A 14,509-nucleotide genomic window follows, 5' to 3' on the forward strand; every position below is an offset into this window, starting at 1 on the left:
AAATGAAAAACACCTGGCTAATTTATGAAAGCAATACACCAGCATAATAATTACATAGACACGATTGATTGCCTGAAGTTGTCGAGTCTGATATAGATATCGGTCCAATCAGGACAAGATGGATGTCGTAGTGTAGGAGATGTGGCAGATGCCAACAGGAAAAGAAACAAAATCCCTAGGACTATTAGCGCTGGCAGGTTTACAGCCGTACGAGCCAAAAGCTGACGAAGAGTACATGGGCGAGCCCCAAATGGAGCACTTCCGTCTATTGCTTAAAGCATGGCGCAACCAACTTCGTGAAGAAGTTGACCGTACGGTAACACACATGAAGGATGAAGCAGCAAACTTCCCTGATCCTGTAGACCGTGCAGCTCAAGAAGAAGAGTTTAGCCTTGAGTTACGTACACGTGACCGTGAGCGTAAGCTAATAAAGAAAATTGAAAAAACGCTTAAGCGAATTGAAGAAGACGATTTCGGCTTCTGTGACCAGTGTGGTATCGAAATTGGTATTCGTCGCTTAGAAGCGCGTCCTACAGCAGATTTATGTATCGACTGTAAGACCATGGCTGAAATTAAAGAAAAACAACTTCAAGGTTAAGTTACTAGCCTCGATTACGTTGATATAGAAAGCCTCATCCCGAAAAGATGGGGCTTTTTGTTAAGCCTTTATTATGCATAACCACTATGTAGGGCGCTTTGCTCCCTCTCCATCCGGCCAACTTCACTTCGGTTCGTTAGTTACCGCTGTTGCCAGCTACCTAGATGCTAAAAGTCATAGCGGAAAATGGCTGCTACGCATGGAAGATATAGACGAGCCTCGCTGTATTAAAGGTGTCGATAAAGACATACTCACTACCCTAGAAGCACACGGCCTGTATTGGGACGGCGACGTCATCTATCAAAGCCAACAACATGCCCGCTACCAAGCGGTTCTCGATGACTTACTTACACAAGAAAAAGCCTATTTTTGTACCTGCACACGTAAGCAAATTAAAGCTATGGGCGGTGTTTATAACGGCCACTGTCGAACTGAGCCAGTACACTCCACCACACAGGACTGTGCAGTTCGTTTAAAAGTAGATACGCAACTTGAAGCCTTTGATGACGTGCTTATGGGCAAAGTTATGCCTTCTAATTCAAGCACTGATTTAATAGCGGAAGACGTAGTGCTGAAACGACGAGATGGCTTATTTTCGTATAACCTTGTCGTGATTTTAGATGACGTATTTCAACAAGTTAACCATGTCATTAGAGGGTGTGATTTAATTGATGTCACGCCTTTGCAGCGCGCCGTGTACCACACGCTGGGCTACTCTGCTCCCGAATACGGTCACGTCCCGGTAGCTGCCGTGGCACCAGGCAGAAAACTAAGTAAACAAAACCGCGCAGCGCCGGTTAAAAACGAAACAGCCTTAGATAATTTCGTGCGTGTGATGCACTTTTTGGGTTTTTCATTCCCAAATGCGTCGGAATTTGGTGATATTGATTCAGCGATTAAGACGGCTATTTCAATGTGGGATAGGAAAAAAGTAGTGAAAACACCCGAAATTATTGTTCCACAGCATGAATCCACTTATTATAGCGAACCTTTATAGTCTGCGGAGATACCATCATCATTCATCGTGTTTTTAAATCTGTTAAGCGCGCTTTTTCAAAAGAGAGTTCGTCTCCTAACGCTTTGAAGCCAAGGACTATGACCCGTGGAGAGCACGGTATATCTCGCGAAGATATAAGCGCAAATGCATTGAAAGTAATGTATCGCCTTAATGGAGCTGGCTTCGAATCCTATTTGGTAGGGGGCTGTGTACGCGACATTTTGATGGGTCACGAACCAAAAGATTTCGACGTGGTGACGAATGCCACACCCGAACAAATTAAAGGCTTGTTCAGAAACTGTCGCCTTATAGGTAGGCGCTTTCGCTTGGCCCACATTGTTTTTGGTCGAGAAATCATTGAAGTTGCTACGTTCCGCGGCCATCACCAAGAGTCAGACGAAGACGAAAACCTTCCTAAAGGCAAAGCTATTGCAAAGCGTGACGCTCACGGGCAATTAGTTCGCGACAATGTATTTGGCACCATTGAAGAAGATGCTGAGCGCCGTGACTTTACCTTTAACGCCATGTATTACAGTGTGGCCGACTTTACGGTAAAAGACTTCGCTAATGGCCTAGCCGCTATAGAAAAACGAGAAGTTGAGTTAATTGGCGACCCAGAAACACGCTACCGTGAAGATCCGGTACGCATGCTGCGTGCCGTGCGCTTTGCGGTTAAGCTTGGTATGCGTATTGAAGCGAAAACCGCTGCACCGATTAAGTCTCTAGCCAACCTTTTACAGAACATTCCACCTGCGCGCTTGTTTGAAGAAACCCTTAAACTGTTTTTATCGGGTAAGGGAGAAGAAACCTTCTTAATGCTGCACGAATACGGCTTAATCGAGCCTTTGTTCCCTCAGCTAACGCCGTTTTTGAAAGATGAAAGCAGCCGTGAAATGCAGTTTGTACGTCGCGTACTTGCTAATACCGATGAGCGTATTAATAACGATCAGCGAGTTACGCCAGCGTTCCTTTACGCCGCACTACTGTGGTATCCGGTTGAGGAAGAGTCACAACGCTTACAAAGCGAGTCTGGCTTAAATGCTCATGACGCATTTAATATTGCATCAGGCGAGGTTATCTCACGTCAAACACAACGTATTATGATCCCTAAACGCTTCTCTACCGTGGTTCGGGACATCTGGATTTTACAGCAACGTCTACCTAAGCGCTTTGGCCGTCGCGCTTTCCAATTGCTCACGCACCCTAAATTTAGAGCGGGCTATGACTTTTTACTTGCCCGCGGCCAAATTGAAGGTGGCGATCTATTAGAGCTAGCTCAGTGGTGGACGCACTTCCAGCACGCTGACAACGGTAAGCAGAAAGGCATGCTTAACGCCCTTCGCAAAAGCGAGGGCGGCGCAAAAGGTGCCCCGCGTAAGCGCAAGCGTAAACCAGCGAAGCGAGGTCCTGATGCATAAAGAGCACGTTTACATTGGTGTAGGTAGCAACCTCGGCGATAGCCAAGGAAAAGCCCAGCGCGCGTTTGATGCGATAGGTCAAATAGAAGACACCCGCGTACTTAAAACCTCTTCACTTTATTCCAGTAAACCGATGGGGCCGCAAGACCAACCTGACTATATTAACGCGGTGTGCTTAATTGAGACCTCGTTAAAGCCGCACGGCTTATTGAAGCAGCTGCAACGCATTGAGCTAGAAGAAGGCCGTGAGCGCAAAGGTGAGCGCTGGGGACCACGCACGTTGGATTTGGATATTTTGTTGTACGGCAGCGAAACTATCGACACCGCAGACTTAATCATTCCCCATTACGGCATGGCAGAGCGCGAGTTCGTTATGGTGCCGCTGTTTGAAATTGCGCCCAATATGGTTATGCACGATGGCAAACCCATCTCGGCATGGGTCGCTAACTGCTCGCTGGATGGACTTCGTCGCCTGCGCTCTTCCAATTAGCGGCAAAATCCGTATAGTTCGCCACACGATACCAACAATATCAATCTGAGACATGTCATGAAGAAAGTAACTGTATCGGGCTTGCTTAAGAAAAAGCAGGCCGGGGAAAAGATCACCTCTTTAACCGCTTACGACGCCAGCTTCGCCAAAATGTTCGACGAACAAGGCGTTGACGCCCTTCTTATTGGCGACTCTTTAGGCATGGTCCTTCAAGGTGAAGACGACACCCTACCGGTAACCATCGATGACATTGCCTACCACACGAAAAGTGTGCGTCGCGGCACTGAACGCGCCTTCGTATTAGCCGATATGCCGTTTATGTCTTACGCCACTCCTGAGCAAACCTACGCCAATGCAGCAAAGCTTATGGCTGCAGGTGCAAGTATGGTTAAGATGGAAGGTGGAAGCTGGTTGTGCGACACCATCAAAGGCTTAAACCTGCGCGGCGTCCCTGTGTGTGGCCATTTAGGCTTAACGCCTCAGTCAGTGCACGTATTCGGTGGTTTTAAAGTACAAGGCCGCGAAGCGAGCCAGGCTGAAAAACTGCTTAGCGAAGCGAAAGCGTTGGAAGAAGCCGGTATTCAGTTATTAGTGCTTGAGTGCGTGCCTTCATCGCTAGGCAAAGCGGTTAGCGAAGCCCTAACCATACCGGTAATCGGTATAGGCGCAGGCAAAGATACCGACGGTCAAATTCTGGTGATGCACGACATGTTTGGCATCAGCGCAAACTATATGCCGAAGTTCTCAAAGAACTACCTTGTAGAAACCGGCGATATGCGCAAAGCCGTATCAAAATATATTGAAGATGTGCAAAGCGGTGCGTTCCCATCGGCTGAACACAGCTTCGAGTAACGAGGTAAATTATGAAGGTGGTTGATAGTATTTCAGCATTACGCAGCACGGTGAACGCATGGCGACGTAATGGTGAAACCGTAGGTTTTGTACCCACTATGGGCAACCTGCACGATGGTCATCTCAAACTAGTTAAAAAAGCGAAAGCGCACAACGACAAAGTGGTGGTTAGCATTTTTGTTAACCCCATGCAATTTGGTGCGAACGAAGATTTAGACGCGTATCCACGCACTATCGAAGAAGATAAAGCTAAGCTTATTTCTGTGGGTGCAGACGCGGTGTTTTTACCTAGCGTAGCGGAAATGTATCCGGCAGGTCTGGATGCGCAGACGTTCGTTGAAGTGCCCGGTATTTCAGACTCGCACTGTGGCGCCAGTCGCCCTGGCCATTTTCGCGGCGTAGCTACCGTGGTGACCAAGCTTTTCAACATGGTACAGCCCGACGATGCGTTTTTTGGTGAAAAAGACTTCCAGCAGCTACAAGTTATTCGCGCGTTAGCTCGCGATTTATCAATGGCAGTGAAGGTTCACGGGGTGCCTACTGAGCGCGAAACGTCAGGCTTGGCAATGAGCTCTAGAAATGGCTACCTGACGGACACTGAAAAAGCGACGGCGAGTGCTATTTTTGCAGAAATGCAGCGCTTAAAAGCGGGCATAGAAAGTGGTAACACCAACTTTGCTCAGCTTGAAAATGCCATGGTCAGTAACCTTGAAGCAAAAGGCTTTAAGAAAGACTACTGTCAGGTAGTTAACGCCGCCACCTTTGAACCTGCTAGCGATAGCGACAAAGAATTAGTTCTGCTTGTTGCTATGTTTATGGGCAAGACACGCTTAATTGATAATATGCAAATTACGCGAGATTAAGCGTAATACCAATCCTCGCGGATAATCTCGAACTACAAAAGAAAACGCCCGATGCATGACTCCTAAACAGAGCCTGTATCGGGCGTTTTTTGTGTGTTGCTGCTAAAGTCGGCGGTTAAGACGCAACGGTTTCTGTTTCGCGAACGAAATCCATTAGCTCTTTCCAAGCCTGTGTCTCTTTCGCAATTAAGTGTTGCTCAGCCAAAATTGCGGCCAAGTCGTTATGGCTAGTAAGCGGATTCGCTAACACTACGCGAAACACGGTAATACACTGGGAAGGGTAATCAGGCGCTTCCAGGCGAGTACGAGACACAAAAGACTTACCTGCTTCACGCTGCTGCTTTTGTACCGCAACAACAAGGGCGTCAACCTTCTCATTAATAGCGTTGCGGGTTTTAGCATTCACATGCTTCAGCTTTTCCTGCACTTCAGCGGGACAAACGCGATAGGTCAACAGTGATAGAATAGGTGTGGTCGTCAATTCAAAGTCTTGGGCTTTATCAATCATCTGCGCAAAGTCTTTGGCTTTATCAATGCTGCGATCAATAAGTAGCTCGTACCCTTTGCGACCGAATATATGCAGCGCCGAGTACACCATCATGGCCATACCGTTTCGGGAGCCTTCCAGCGTGGTAGCACCTAAGTCTTTAGAGCCTGCACGCAAAATATATTGCGCGTGATGTCTTACCGCATTGGCATTTTGTGGGTCTTTGAAAAGCGCCATTCCCGCGCCCATAGGCACGTACATTTGCTTATGTGCATCAATAGTCACTGAGTCAGCGCGTTCAATACCCTTTAGTCTGTCGCGGTAGCGCGCTGAGAATAGCGTAGCGCCGCCCCAGGCTGCGTCGACATGGAACCAGCAACCTAACTCTGTGGCTACGTCAGCAAGTTCGTCTAGCGGGTCTACGTGCCCCGTTTCAGTAGTTCCGCCTACCCCTACAATCGCCAGAAGCTTATTGCCTTCCTCTTGATAACGCTTACCGATGCGAAGGGCTTTCGCTGGGTCGAGGGTTTGTTTCGGCGCGGGCACAGTTAACAACTGCTCGCGTCCTAATCCCAGTACATCCACAGCCTTTGAGAGCGAATAATGGCCGCGCTTGCTGCACATCACGCCTAAATTATTAATATCGTAGTGGCGATAGGCTGCGGCAAGACCTGCTTTAGCCACACCTGAAAACCCTTTTTGGGGGCCAAGTAATTTGTTGCGAGCCACCCATAAGGCAGTGATGTTGGCAATGGTTCCGCCAGAGCAAAAAGCGCCTAAAGAATGCGCGGCACTGTGTAAGTGCTCATCATAAAAGTCCTGAGGCTGGTCGTACACAAGGTTGTGCATCATACCCAGTACTTGACGTTCAAGCGGCGTAAAGGCTTTAGAAGTTTCTATCTTAACCAGGTTCTGATTAAGCCCTACCATTAACTTAGAAAGCGGCAGATGAAAATAAGGCAGCGCTGAGGTCATGTGACCGATAAAGGTAGGGGAATAAGTATTAACAGAATGCGCAACGAGCTTGTCTAGCAAGCTTTCAGCATGAGTAGACACGAACTCAGGTGATTCAGGCACCTTAGAGTCTGAAAAGTCTTTTTCAATTTCTTCTAACGACGTCTTCTTTGTCACTACGTGCTGCGACAAAAAATCTAAGATATTGTCAGATAAATGCTGCTCTATTTGAGCCAGCTTTGAGTCTTTGTGTTCAGGTTTGGTAAAGACCCTAAACAGGTGCTCTAAACTAACTTGCGCTTCACCCACTCAACACACCTCATACTTAAAACAATCACACATTTCGCTTACATTCATTGGGCGAAATCAACAGGCGGTTTTGTAGGACACCGGCCTGACACTTACTTTTCCTTTTAGCCAACTAGCTTGCGACACAATTATTTTGCGACTGGTGCAGCTACTTAACCAATATATCCCTTAACGGTACATCGGTAGGGCTAATGCGCGTTGACGCGGTCCATTCGTTGCCAAACCTGAAAACTTATCACAATACTTTCAGGGTGTCGCACTTTACATCAGATTGCAATGCTCGCCAAGGGGCAGACACCGCCAATTCGTTGTCATATGTGAAACATTCAGACTAGTTAGTCAATTTTTTTAATTTATGAGTTTGTGCACGAACCCAATTGGCTCAACTTCGCAAGGCTAAGCCTAACGCCAGACTTCTTTCAAATTAGTACCGCAAAACTTTGCACTCTCAGCTATATTTAATTTATGAATAGTATCAATGTGTGACCTTCAATACCCGTTAAGAGTAGGTGTAAAAAGCGTGTCGGTCATTAATAGATACACAAATGCAAGGAGGTCGGTTTATGCCTATACGCGAAATATCCGAGGATTTCTCCATAGAAGATATTGTTCCTTACTTTCAGCCCATTGTTGATTTAAACAGCCACGGTGTGTGGCGGTATGAGTGCCTGGCACGTCTCATTACCCGAGGCGATAAAACGTTTCTTCCCAGCGAGTTTCTTTATCTTATTGAACGAGAGCAACATGTAAACACGCTTGCGGCGAGTATGTTTGTGCAATGTGCTAGCTATTTTCACGACGTCAATATACCTTGGAACATCAATATAACTGCCAATGATCTCCAAAACCAAGAACTTACCAATACCCTTATCACCCATTTAGCTAGCTATCCCACGCCCGAGCGCGTAAGCATTGAAGTGAGCGCTTCTACTGCCCTATCCAATCCGAAAAACCTCACTGCGTTTATCGAAAAAAGTATGCATGTGGGACTGGGCGTTTTCATCGACAACGTTGGGTCGTGTCCGGGCAATATACGTGCGCTAATGAACTTGCCGGTTCGAGGGATTAAGCTCGCTGGCGGGCTAATTAAACACTATGACGAACAAGAGGCAGTGAGGGAATATGTAGACTATCTGCTGTCGCTATGTGAACGCCATGGAGTAAGCACTATTGCCGAGCACGTAGAAGATGAGGTGCATCTAGAACGCGTAAAACGCCTGCCCATTCGTTATGCACAGGGGTATGTGTTTAGCCCGCCTATGGCAAACGTGCGTCGTGCCACTGCGCGCCATTAACGGGCCTCTACGCCAGAACTAAAGCACACGGGGCGAGATGTTCATTTCGCCCCGCTATTATCAATTTCCCGCAGTCCATGCTGCTATAGAAAGCTCAGCTTTCTTCACTACGGCAGTTTAGCTGCCAGCACGATTGACCGCTACCTCGGTACTTTCGCTCAAACGGCGTCATATGGTTCTCGCCGGTGACTTCAGATAAATCAGACACCATGCCGTAATGCTTAGCCGCTTGCGCAAACTCCATCAGATAGATAAGCCAATTGCTGCGCACCTCAATATTAGGAGTAATTGCCATTAAATCGACCATAGCTGCACTTCCATGCCAGCGCTTTTGAACCTGCGTCTTTTTTGGATAGGGGTTGGGATACAGCAAAAAGTGCTGAGTCACGTTCCAACTAGACTGCTTTACTAAACGCCAAAAGTCGTTCACATCCGCACGAATAACCCGATAGTTGTCTTGCTGTGCGCTGTAATGCTCGTGTTTATCCACCCGCAGCGCCGACTTATCAATACCGATAACACGCGCATTGGGGTTAGCTCTTGCAATATTCGCCGTGCTTTCGCCAACGCCGCAGCAAGAATCTAAAATGATCTCGCCGCTAAAGCCATCAAGCCACGCGCTGACATCATCAAACGCGGCTTGTGTATGGTCGCTAATAGGTCGCTTATTTTCACTCGCTTGGTACTTTTTCACTAAGTCGTCTAACTTATCGTGAATACCTACCTGCGATGTTGTGATTTCTCTAGAATTACCGCTGGCCATTAGCTACGAATACCTTTACCCGTTTTAAGTAGGTAGTACGCCACACCAAATAGCAGTGCATTAAAGCCCACTAACAAGACAAGCGACAAGGTTACATTTACGTCAGAGACCCCTAAGAACCCATAACGAAACCCGTTGACCATATACACAACAGGGTTCGCCTTACTCACCCACTGCCAGAATTCAGGTAAAAGCGACAACGAATAGAATACGCCACCCAAGTAGGTTAAAGGCGTTAGTACGAACGTGGGAACCACGCTAATATCATCAAAGGTCTTCGCAAATACTGCATTAATTAAACCTGCCGTTGCGAACAAGGTAGAGGTAAGCAGCAAAGTGAGCGCAATAATACCCAAGTTGTGTATTTGCACATCAACGAAAAACAGTGACACCAATGTAACGATAATACCTATAAGTATGGCGCGGGCCACGCCGCCGCCCACATACCCAAGAATGATGACCGAGGTGGGTACTGGTGACACCAACAGCTCTTCAATGTTGCGCTGAAACTTAGCACTAAAAAATGAAGAGGACACGTTGGCGTAGGAGTTTGTGATCACCGACATCATAATAAGGCCAGGCACAATGAACTCCATATAAGTAAAGCCGCCCATCTCACCAATTCGGTTACCAATAAGGCTACCGAATATCACGAAGTACAAACTCATTGTAATAGCTGGCGGCACAAGGGTTTGTACCCATATGCGCAAAAAGCGCGTACATTCTTTTATCCAAATAGTGGTTAGCGCCACATAGTTTTGCTTAAACCAACCCACGTTTTCTTCTGTGTTCATTTGTGTACTTTCAGTTTTCATGTTTTTCACCTTTACCTATTGTGGGTTTAGCCAGCTTGCTTCGCTGATTCAACTAAACGCACAAATAGCTCTTCAAGGCGATTTGATTTATTGCGCATGCTCATCACTTGAATACCCTTTTCACTTAGCTGGGTGAAAACCGGGTTCAATCCTTCCGTTTTCTCAACATCAACTTCAAGGGTATGGTCGTCAATCAAACGGTGTTCAAAGCCCGTTAGTAGGTTGTCCGTATTCGACACACCATCTGGAATTTTGATATCCAACACAAAGGTTTCTAGGCTTAGTTTAGACAATAAAGCTTTCATGCTGGTGTTCTCGACAATGGTGCCCTTGTTAATAATGGCGATATTGCGGCACAGCATTTCTGCTTCTTCAAGATAGTGAGTAGTGAGGATGATGGTAATCCCCTGACGGTTAATCTCTTCTAAGAAACCCCACATAGAGCGACGAATTTCAATATCTACGCCCGCGGTTGGCTCATCTAAAATAAGCAATTTCGGCTCATGCATGAGTGCTCGAGCAATCATCAGTCTTCGCTTCATACCACCCGATAGCTCACGCGCGCGGGCATCGCGTTTTTCCCACAGGTCGAGCTGAGCAAGGTATTTTTTAGCACGCTCTTTCGCAATACTGCGCGGCACACCGTAGTAACCTGCCTGATTCAATACAATTTGCAGTACAGTTTCAAACTGGTTGAAGTTGAACTCTTGTGGCACCAGTCCAATGCAGGCTTTAGCCTGCTCTTTTTGCGTTGTGAGGTCATAACCAAACACCGACACATTGCCATTGGTTTGGTTTACAAGTGAACTGATAATACCAATAGTGGTAGATTTACCCGCCCCATTTGGGCCAAGTAATGCGAAGAAATCTCCTTCTTGTACTGTAAGGTCGACGCCTTTTAGTGCCTGTACGCCACCTTTGTAGGTTTTGGTTAACCCTTTAATGTCCAACGCTTTCATGATTTGCCCGTAGTGAGAGTGTGATCACTAAGACGTATTGACCTTTGATGCAAACCAAAGGTCAGCACGCCCTAATTAACTTAAGTGAGATGCAGTTATCTGTCGCTAAAAACTTACAACCAACGAAGTGTAACCTAGTTCATGCTATTAAATGAATACACTCGCGTTTAGTGGTTGCTTTAAACAGTTTAAGCTTTCGTCTTCTAAATGAGAGCGAAAACGCCTTTTTTCAACCCCAATAAAAAAGCGCCGCGTACCGTTGGGGTAGTACGCAGCGCAAAGGGTAGCTTAATACCAGTCTGAATAGATAATTAAGACTTTTACGTAGAAGTTCAGCCTTACCGCTTCCACGGCACTGTTTCCCCTCTCCTAGTCTTTGAAGAGGCTTCTACAGTGCAATCCGTCTATCTTGCTTGGCACTTAAAAAAAGCAGTGCACTAAACTCGACGGACAAATACTATTAAACTCGTTATTCATGGCAAAAAAAGCGCGTAATTGTGGAAATGTGGTGGTGATTTAGCTTTCCTATAGATTTAGCACGTGAAGCTGCACGCCAAGCGTTTCATTAATCCGCGCTTCGAGACGTTGTGTGGGGCTGCCGCCAAAGATAAAGTTCACGATAAGCCCCTCAAATATGGCGTAAATGAGGCAGGCTTGAGGATTTTATGCCGAACTTAGGCAACAGCTGTCATTCATAGGTATAGTGTGCGCTCTATCAGAATTATATTTGCGGGTTAATGTATGCCAAAGACAATTGCATTAGTGGAAGATGACGCGGCCATTCGCGAAAACTACATTATGGCGCTGAAAGCCCAGGGTTATAGCGTAAATGCCTATGAGGACAGACCGTCAGCTGCTGAAGCGTTCAACCACACCTTACCCGACTTAGCCATTATCGATATTGGTTTGAAAGACGAAATAGAAGGTGGCTTTATGCTGTGCCAGCAACTGCGAGGCCTATCGCAAACCCTACCTATCATCTTTTTTACTGCACGAGATAACGACGTAGATACTATCAGCGGCCTTAGAATGGGCGCGGACGATTACCTGACTAAAGATATCAGCATGGCTCACCTGCTAGCACGCATTGCAGCCTTGTTCAGGCGTACGGATTTACTTGCTGCCCCAACAGAGCAAAAAGATGAACTAAAAGTGGGCGACTTAAAAGTAGACGTGTCGAGAATGACGGTAAGCTGGCAAAACCAGCCCGTTTTGTTGACGGTGACAGAGTTTTGGATGCTGCATGCGCTTATTAAGCGCCCTGGCCATGTGAAAAGCCGCCAACAGCTAATGGATGAGTCCAGAATGGTGGTAGATGATACCACTATTACTTCGCATATCAAACGTATGCGTAAAAAGTTTGTGCAGCTTGATCCAAACTTCGATCATATCGACACCGTGTACGGCATGGGGTATCGCTGGCAGCTGTAGCGGGCTTTCGACTAAGACCGCGTTTCGTCTTATTAAAAGATAAGGGCAACCGACTAAAAACATGGGATTTCGCTTTTCAATACGCCTTCAGCTTATGGTGCTGTCGCTGTTCTTATTCACCATACCCTACTTAGGTTATAACTATGTGTGGGAGCTTGAGCAGTATCTGCGAAACGGTCAAGAACAAACCATGATTGGTACGGCGCGAGCTGTTGCCACTGCACTACACGAGCGTCCCGCTTTATTTGATAGCCAATCGGCGTATCTTCAAGACGTGCGCCCTGGCACAGATCTTTACGCGCCACCTATCCCGTCCCCCATTCGACTGGATGGTGAACTCAATGACTGGCAACAAGTCAGTGAGTTAATGAGTGAGTATGGCAGTGGCGAAGTTATTGAGTACTACAATGGCTATGCGGGTGAACCCACCAGCTTGTCGTTTAAACATATGGTGGGGCGCTACGGTCAGTTTCTTTATGCCATGTTTGAAGTCAGTGATGACGTACTGCTCTGGCGGCAACCCAACAGTTTAAGCGTCGAAACAGGCGACCACCTGCTTGTGGGTATGGAAACCCCACAAGGAGAATTAGCAAGGTATGTCGTTGCTCCTTATGAAAGTGGCTGGGTAAATGCGTACAGGCTCGCAGATAACACAAAGACCACACGGGCAATAGAGAACGCGCTCTCTATTCAAGGTCGCTGGCAAGAGACAGCCACAGGCTACAACATTGAACTGCGCTTTCCGCTATCTATGACCACAGGCGGCTTGGCATTTACACTTGTCGATGTAGACAACAATGAAAGTCGATTGAAGCAGTACGCGTTAGGCACGGCGAATACCAAAGAGCTCGCTGAATTAGGTACTGTCATCACGCCGTCCCCTGAAATTGAGCGCATTCTAGCAGGTTTAAAATATGCCGATTCACGGGTGTGGGTCGTAGATAAACACAAACGAGTACTTGCTCGGGCCGGTGATATTCAATCGGCCACGGGCATTGAAGTAGATGAAAAAGAAACCTCTACAAATGCAGTTTGGCATTGGATAGAAAGTGAGTGGTTACTTCCACTTTATTATCAGATTCTTACGCGGCCACCTGCCGACTTTATTGACGAGCTAGACGATGCTTATGCATTGGTAGGGCAGGATTTAGGCACTGCGCTAAATGGCCAACCCGATTCACTATGGCGTTTGTCACCCGATAACAAAGCCATAGTACTTTCCGCTGCCTACCCTATTTTTATTGAAGGCAATGTAATGGGTGCGGTTATTGTAGAGCAAACCACTAACGGTATTCGTACGTTGCGGAACCGGGCGTTAGAACAACTCTTTCACGTGATTTTAGCAGTGATGACCATAGGTACATTAGGGTTACTGCTGTTCGCTACGCGAATTTCAAACCGCATTCGCTCTCTTCGCGATAACACCGAAGCCGTGATAGATGATAATGGCAAAATCATTGGAACCCTGCCGGTATCCAATCAGCGTGATGAAATTGGTGACTTATCCCGCTCATTTGCTGATGTACTTTCACGGTTGCAGCAATACAACTCCTATTTAGAAAACATGGCGTCCCGCTTGTCTCACGAGCTTAGAACACCTATTGCCGTGGTAAAGTCGTCGCTGGATATGCTGACTCAGGTCAATGACGCCGACCAACAAGCCGTTTTTGTTGAAAGGGCGCAATCAGGGGTGAACCGCCTAAGCACAATATTAAACAGTATGAGCGAAGCCACGCGATTAGAGCAGGCAATTGAACAAGAAGACTTAGTCACCTTCAATCTAGTGAAAGTCATTGAAGGATGTGTCGAGGGCTATCAGCACACTTACGCGCTAAGAAAGTGGACATTCATATCAACGGACAATAGTTTACTGATTGATGGCGCTCCTGAACTCGTTGCCCAACTGTTTGATAAAATTGTGTCAAACGCCGTCGACTTTAGCAAAGACAATGATGAAATAACCATTAAGCTGGAAAAGCATGACAAATCAGTAGCATTGTCCGTAAGTAATCCAGGGCCGTTGCTTCCTAAAGGGATGAAGAGCCAGCTTACCCAGTCAATGGTGTCGGTAAGAAAAGAAAACGACGTGCAAAACACTGCACAATCTCCACATTTAGGTCTAGGGCTATACATTGCCAATATTATCGCCCAGTTCCACAAAGGGCGAATATCGCTAAACGATAGAGAAGATGCATCTGGTGTGGTTGTGCTGGTTACATTTCCCATATCTCCCAACATAAAGCATTAAGCATTAAGCAATTCTTAAAACACTTTAAAA

The 14,509-nt window shown here is 46.7% G+C and carries 13 protein-coding genes; 9 read left to right on the forward strand and 4 right to left on the reverse strand.

The window, feature by feature from the left end; all coding sequences use genetic code 11:
* Window positions 1-148: 148 nt before the first annotated feature.
* The 6 genes from dksA to panC all read left to right on the forward strand — a co-directional run bounded on the left by dksA (window position 149) and on the right by panC (window position 5,218).
* Window positions 149-598, forward strand: coding sequence for an RNA polymerase-binding protein DksA (gene dksA / locus RJ41_RS05515; protein WP_014950997.1), 450 nt, complete (start codon window positions 149-151; stop codon window positions 596-598).
* 73 nt (window positions 599-671) lie between these two features.
* Entirely contained in the window at window positions 672-1,595 is a 924-nt protein-coding gene (gene gluQRS / locus RJ41_RS05520; RefSeq protein WP_039217993.1) for a tRNA glutamyl-Q(34) synthetase GluQRS, read from the forward strand.
* Window positions 1,596-1,693: 98 nt separating this feature from the next.
* Window positions 1,694-3,013 carry a polynucleotide adenylyltransferase PcnB gene (pcnB, locus tag RJ41_RS05525; RefSeq protein ID WP_039217995.1) on the forward strand — a complete coding sequence of 440 codons (1,320 nt, stop codon included), beginning with the start codon at window positions 1,694-1,696 and terminating at the stop codon, window positions 3,011-3,013.
* Window positions 3,006-3,503, forward strand: a complete 498-nt coding sequence (gene folK / locus RJ41_RS05530) for a 2-amino-4-hydroxy-6-hydroxymethyldihydropteridine diphosphokinase (protein ID WP_014951000.1) — start codon at window positions 3,006-3,008, stop codon at window positions 3,501-3,503. The genes pcnB and folK overlap by 8 nt, the downstream gene beginning before the upstream one ends.
* Window positions 3,504-3,560: 57 nt before the next feature.
* On the forward strand, window positions 3,561-4,355 hold the full coding sequence (panB, locus tag RJ41_RS05535) for a 3-methyl-2-oxobutanoate hydroxymethyltransferase (protein WP_014977593.1): 795 nt from the start codon (window positions 3,561-3,563) through the stop codon (window positions 4,353-4,355).
* Between the two features lie 11 nt (window positions 4,356-4,366).
* Window positions 4,367-5,218 carry a pantoate--beta-alanine ligase gene (gene panC, locus RJ41_RS05540; protein ID WP_039218000.1) on the forward strand — a complete coding sequence of 284 codons (852 nt, stop codon included), beginning with the start codon at window positions 4,367-4,369 and terminating at the stop codon, window positions 5,216-5,218.
* 115 nt (window positions 5,219-5,333) lie between these two features.
* Here the strand turns inward: panC and panP are convergent, their stop codons facing one another.
* Window positions 5,334-6,968 carry a pyridoxal-dependent aspartate 1-decarboxylase PanP gene (gene panP / locus RJ41_RS05545; RefSeq protein WP_039218004.1) on the reverse strand — a complete coding sequence of 545 codons (1,635 nt, stop codon included), beginning with the start codon at window positions 6,966-6,968 and terminating at the stop codon, window positions 5,334-5,336.
* Between the two features lie 563 nt (window positions 6,969-7,531).
* On the opposite strand from panP, the gene RJ41_RS05550 reads away from it, so the two are divergent.
* On the forward strand, window positions 7,532-8,263 hold the full coding sequence (locus tag RJ41_RS05550; RefSeq protein WP_039218006.1) for an EAL domain-containing protein: 732 nt from the start codon (window positions 7,532-7,534) through the stop codon (window positions 8,261-8,263).
* Between the two features lie 94 nt (window positions 8,264-8,357).
* On the opposite strand, the gene trmB is transcribed toward RJ41_RS05550, so the two are convergent.
* The 3 genes from trmB to RJ41_RS05565 are packed head-to-tail and all read right to left on the reverse strand — an operon-like array spanning window position 8,358 to window position 10,800.
* A complete protein-coding gene (gene trmB / locus RJ41_RS05555; protein WP_039218008.1) occupies window positions 8,358-9,026 on the reverse strand; it encodes a tRNA (guanine(46)-N(7))-methyltransferase TrmB in 669 nt (222 codons plus the stop codon).
* Window positions 9,026-9,841: an ABC transporter permease gene (locus RJ41_RS05560; RefSeq protein ID WP_205622702.1), complete on the reverse strand. Its 816-nt coding sequence runs from the start codon at window positions 9,839-9,841 to the stop codon at window positions 9,026-9,028. The genes trmB and RJ41_RS05560 overlap by 1 nt, the downstream gene beginning before the upstream one ends.
* Window positions 9,842-9,867: 26 nt before the next feature.
* Window positions 9,868-10,800, reverse strand: a complete 933-nt coding sequence (locus RJ41_RS05565) for an ABC transporter ATP-binding protein (RefSeq protein WP_039218010.1) — start codon at window positions 10,798-10,800, stop codon at window positions 9,868-9,870.
* 741 nt (window positions 10,801-11,541) lie between these two features.
* On the opposite strand from RJ41_RS05565, the gene pdsR reads away from it, so the two are divergent.
* Both pdsR and pdsS read left to right on the forward strand, forming a co-directional pair.
* Window positions 11,542-12,231: a proteobacterial dedicated sortase system response regulator gene (pdsR, locus tag RJ41_RS05570; protein ID WP_014951008.1), complete on the forward strand. Its 690-nt coding sequence runs from the start codon at window positions 11,542-11,544 to the stop codon at window positions 12,229-12,231.
* Between the two features lie 61 nt (window positions 12,232-12,292).
* On the forward strand, window positions 12,293-14,479 hold the full coding sequence (gene pdsS / locus RJ41_RS05575; RefSeq protein WP_039218012.1) for a proteobacterial dedicated sortase system histidine kinase: 2,187 nt from the start codon (window positions 12,293-12,295) through the stop codon (window positions 14,477-14,479).
* The last annotated feature ends 30 nt before the right edge of the window (window positions 14,480-14,509 follow it).

The sequence above is a fragment of the Alteromonas marina genome (assembly GCF_000808575.1).
Taxonomy (GTDB): domain Bacteria; phylum Pseudomonadota; class Gammaproteobacteria; order Enterobacterales; family Alteromonadaceae; genus Alteromonas; species Alteromonas marina_A.

What these genes read in the sequence shown, in the direction of transcription:
- RJ41_RS05565 (WP_039218010.1), bottom strand. Translation starts at nt 10,800, where the DNA reads ATGAAAGCGTTGGACATTAAAGGGTTAACCAAAACCTACAAAGGTGGC.
- pdsR (WP_014951008.1), top strand. Translation starts at nt 11,542, where the DNA reads ATGCCAAAGACAATTGCATTAGTGGAAGATGACGCGGCCATTCGCGAA.
- pdsS (WP_039218012.1), top strand. Translation starts at nt 12,293, where the DNA reads ATGGGATTTCGCTTTTCAATACGCCTTCAGCTTATGGTGCTGTCGCTG.
- RJ41_RS05550 (WP_039218006.1), top strand. Translation starts at nt 7,532, where the DNA reads ATGCCTATACGCGAAATATCCGAGGATTTCTCCATAGAAGATATTGTT.
- gluQRS (WP_039217993.1), top strand. Translation starts at nt 672, where the DNA reads ATGCATAACCACTATGTAGGGCGCTTTGCTCCCTCTCCATCCGGCCAA.
- RJ41_RS05560 (WP_205622702.1), bottom strand. Translation starts at nt 9,841, where the DNA reads ATGAAAACTGAAAGTACACAAATGAACACAGAAGAAAACGTGGGTTGG.
- panB (WP_014977593.1), top strand. Translation starts at nt 3,561, where the DNA reads ATGAAGAAAGTAACTGTATCGGGCTTGCTTAAGAAAAAGCAGGCCGGG.
- folK (WP_014951000.1), top strand. Translation starts at nt 3,006, where the DNA reads ATGCATAAAGAGCACGTTTACATTGGTGTAGGTAGCAACCTCGGCGAT.
- dksA (WP_014950997.1), top strand. Translation starts at nt 149, where the DNA reads ATGCCAACAGGAAAAGAAACAAAATCCCTAGGACTATTAGCGCTGGCA.
- trmB (WP_039218008.1), bottom strand. Translation starts at nt 9,026, where the DNA reads ATGGCCAGCGGTAATTCTAGAGAAATCACAACATCGCAGGTAGGTATT.
- pcnB (WP_039217995.1), top strand. Translation starts at nt 1,694, where the DNA reads ATGACCCGTGGAGAGCACGGTATATCTCGCGAAGATATAAGCGCAAAT.
- panC (WP_039218000.1), top strand. Translation starts at nt 4,367, where the DNA reads ATGAAGGTGGTTGATAGTATTTCAGCATTACGCAGCACGGTGAACGCA.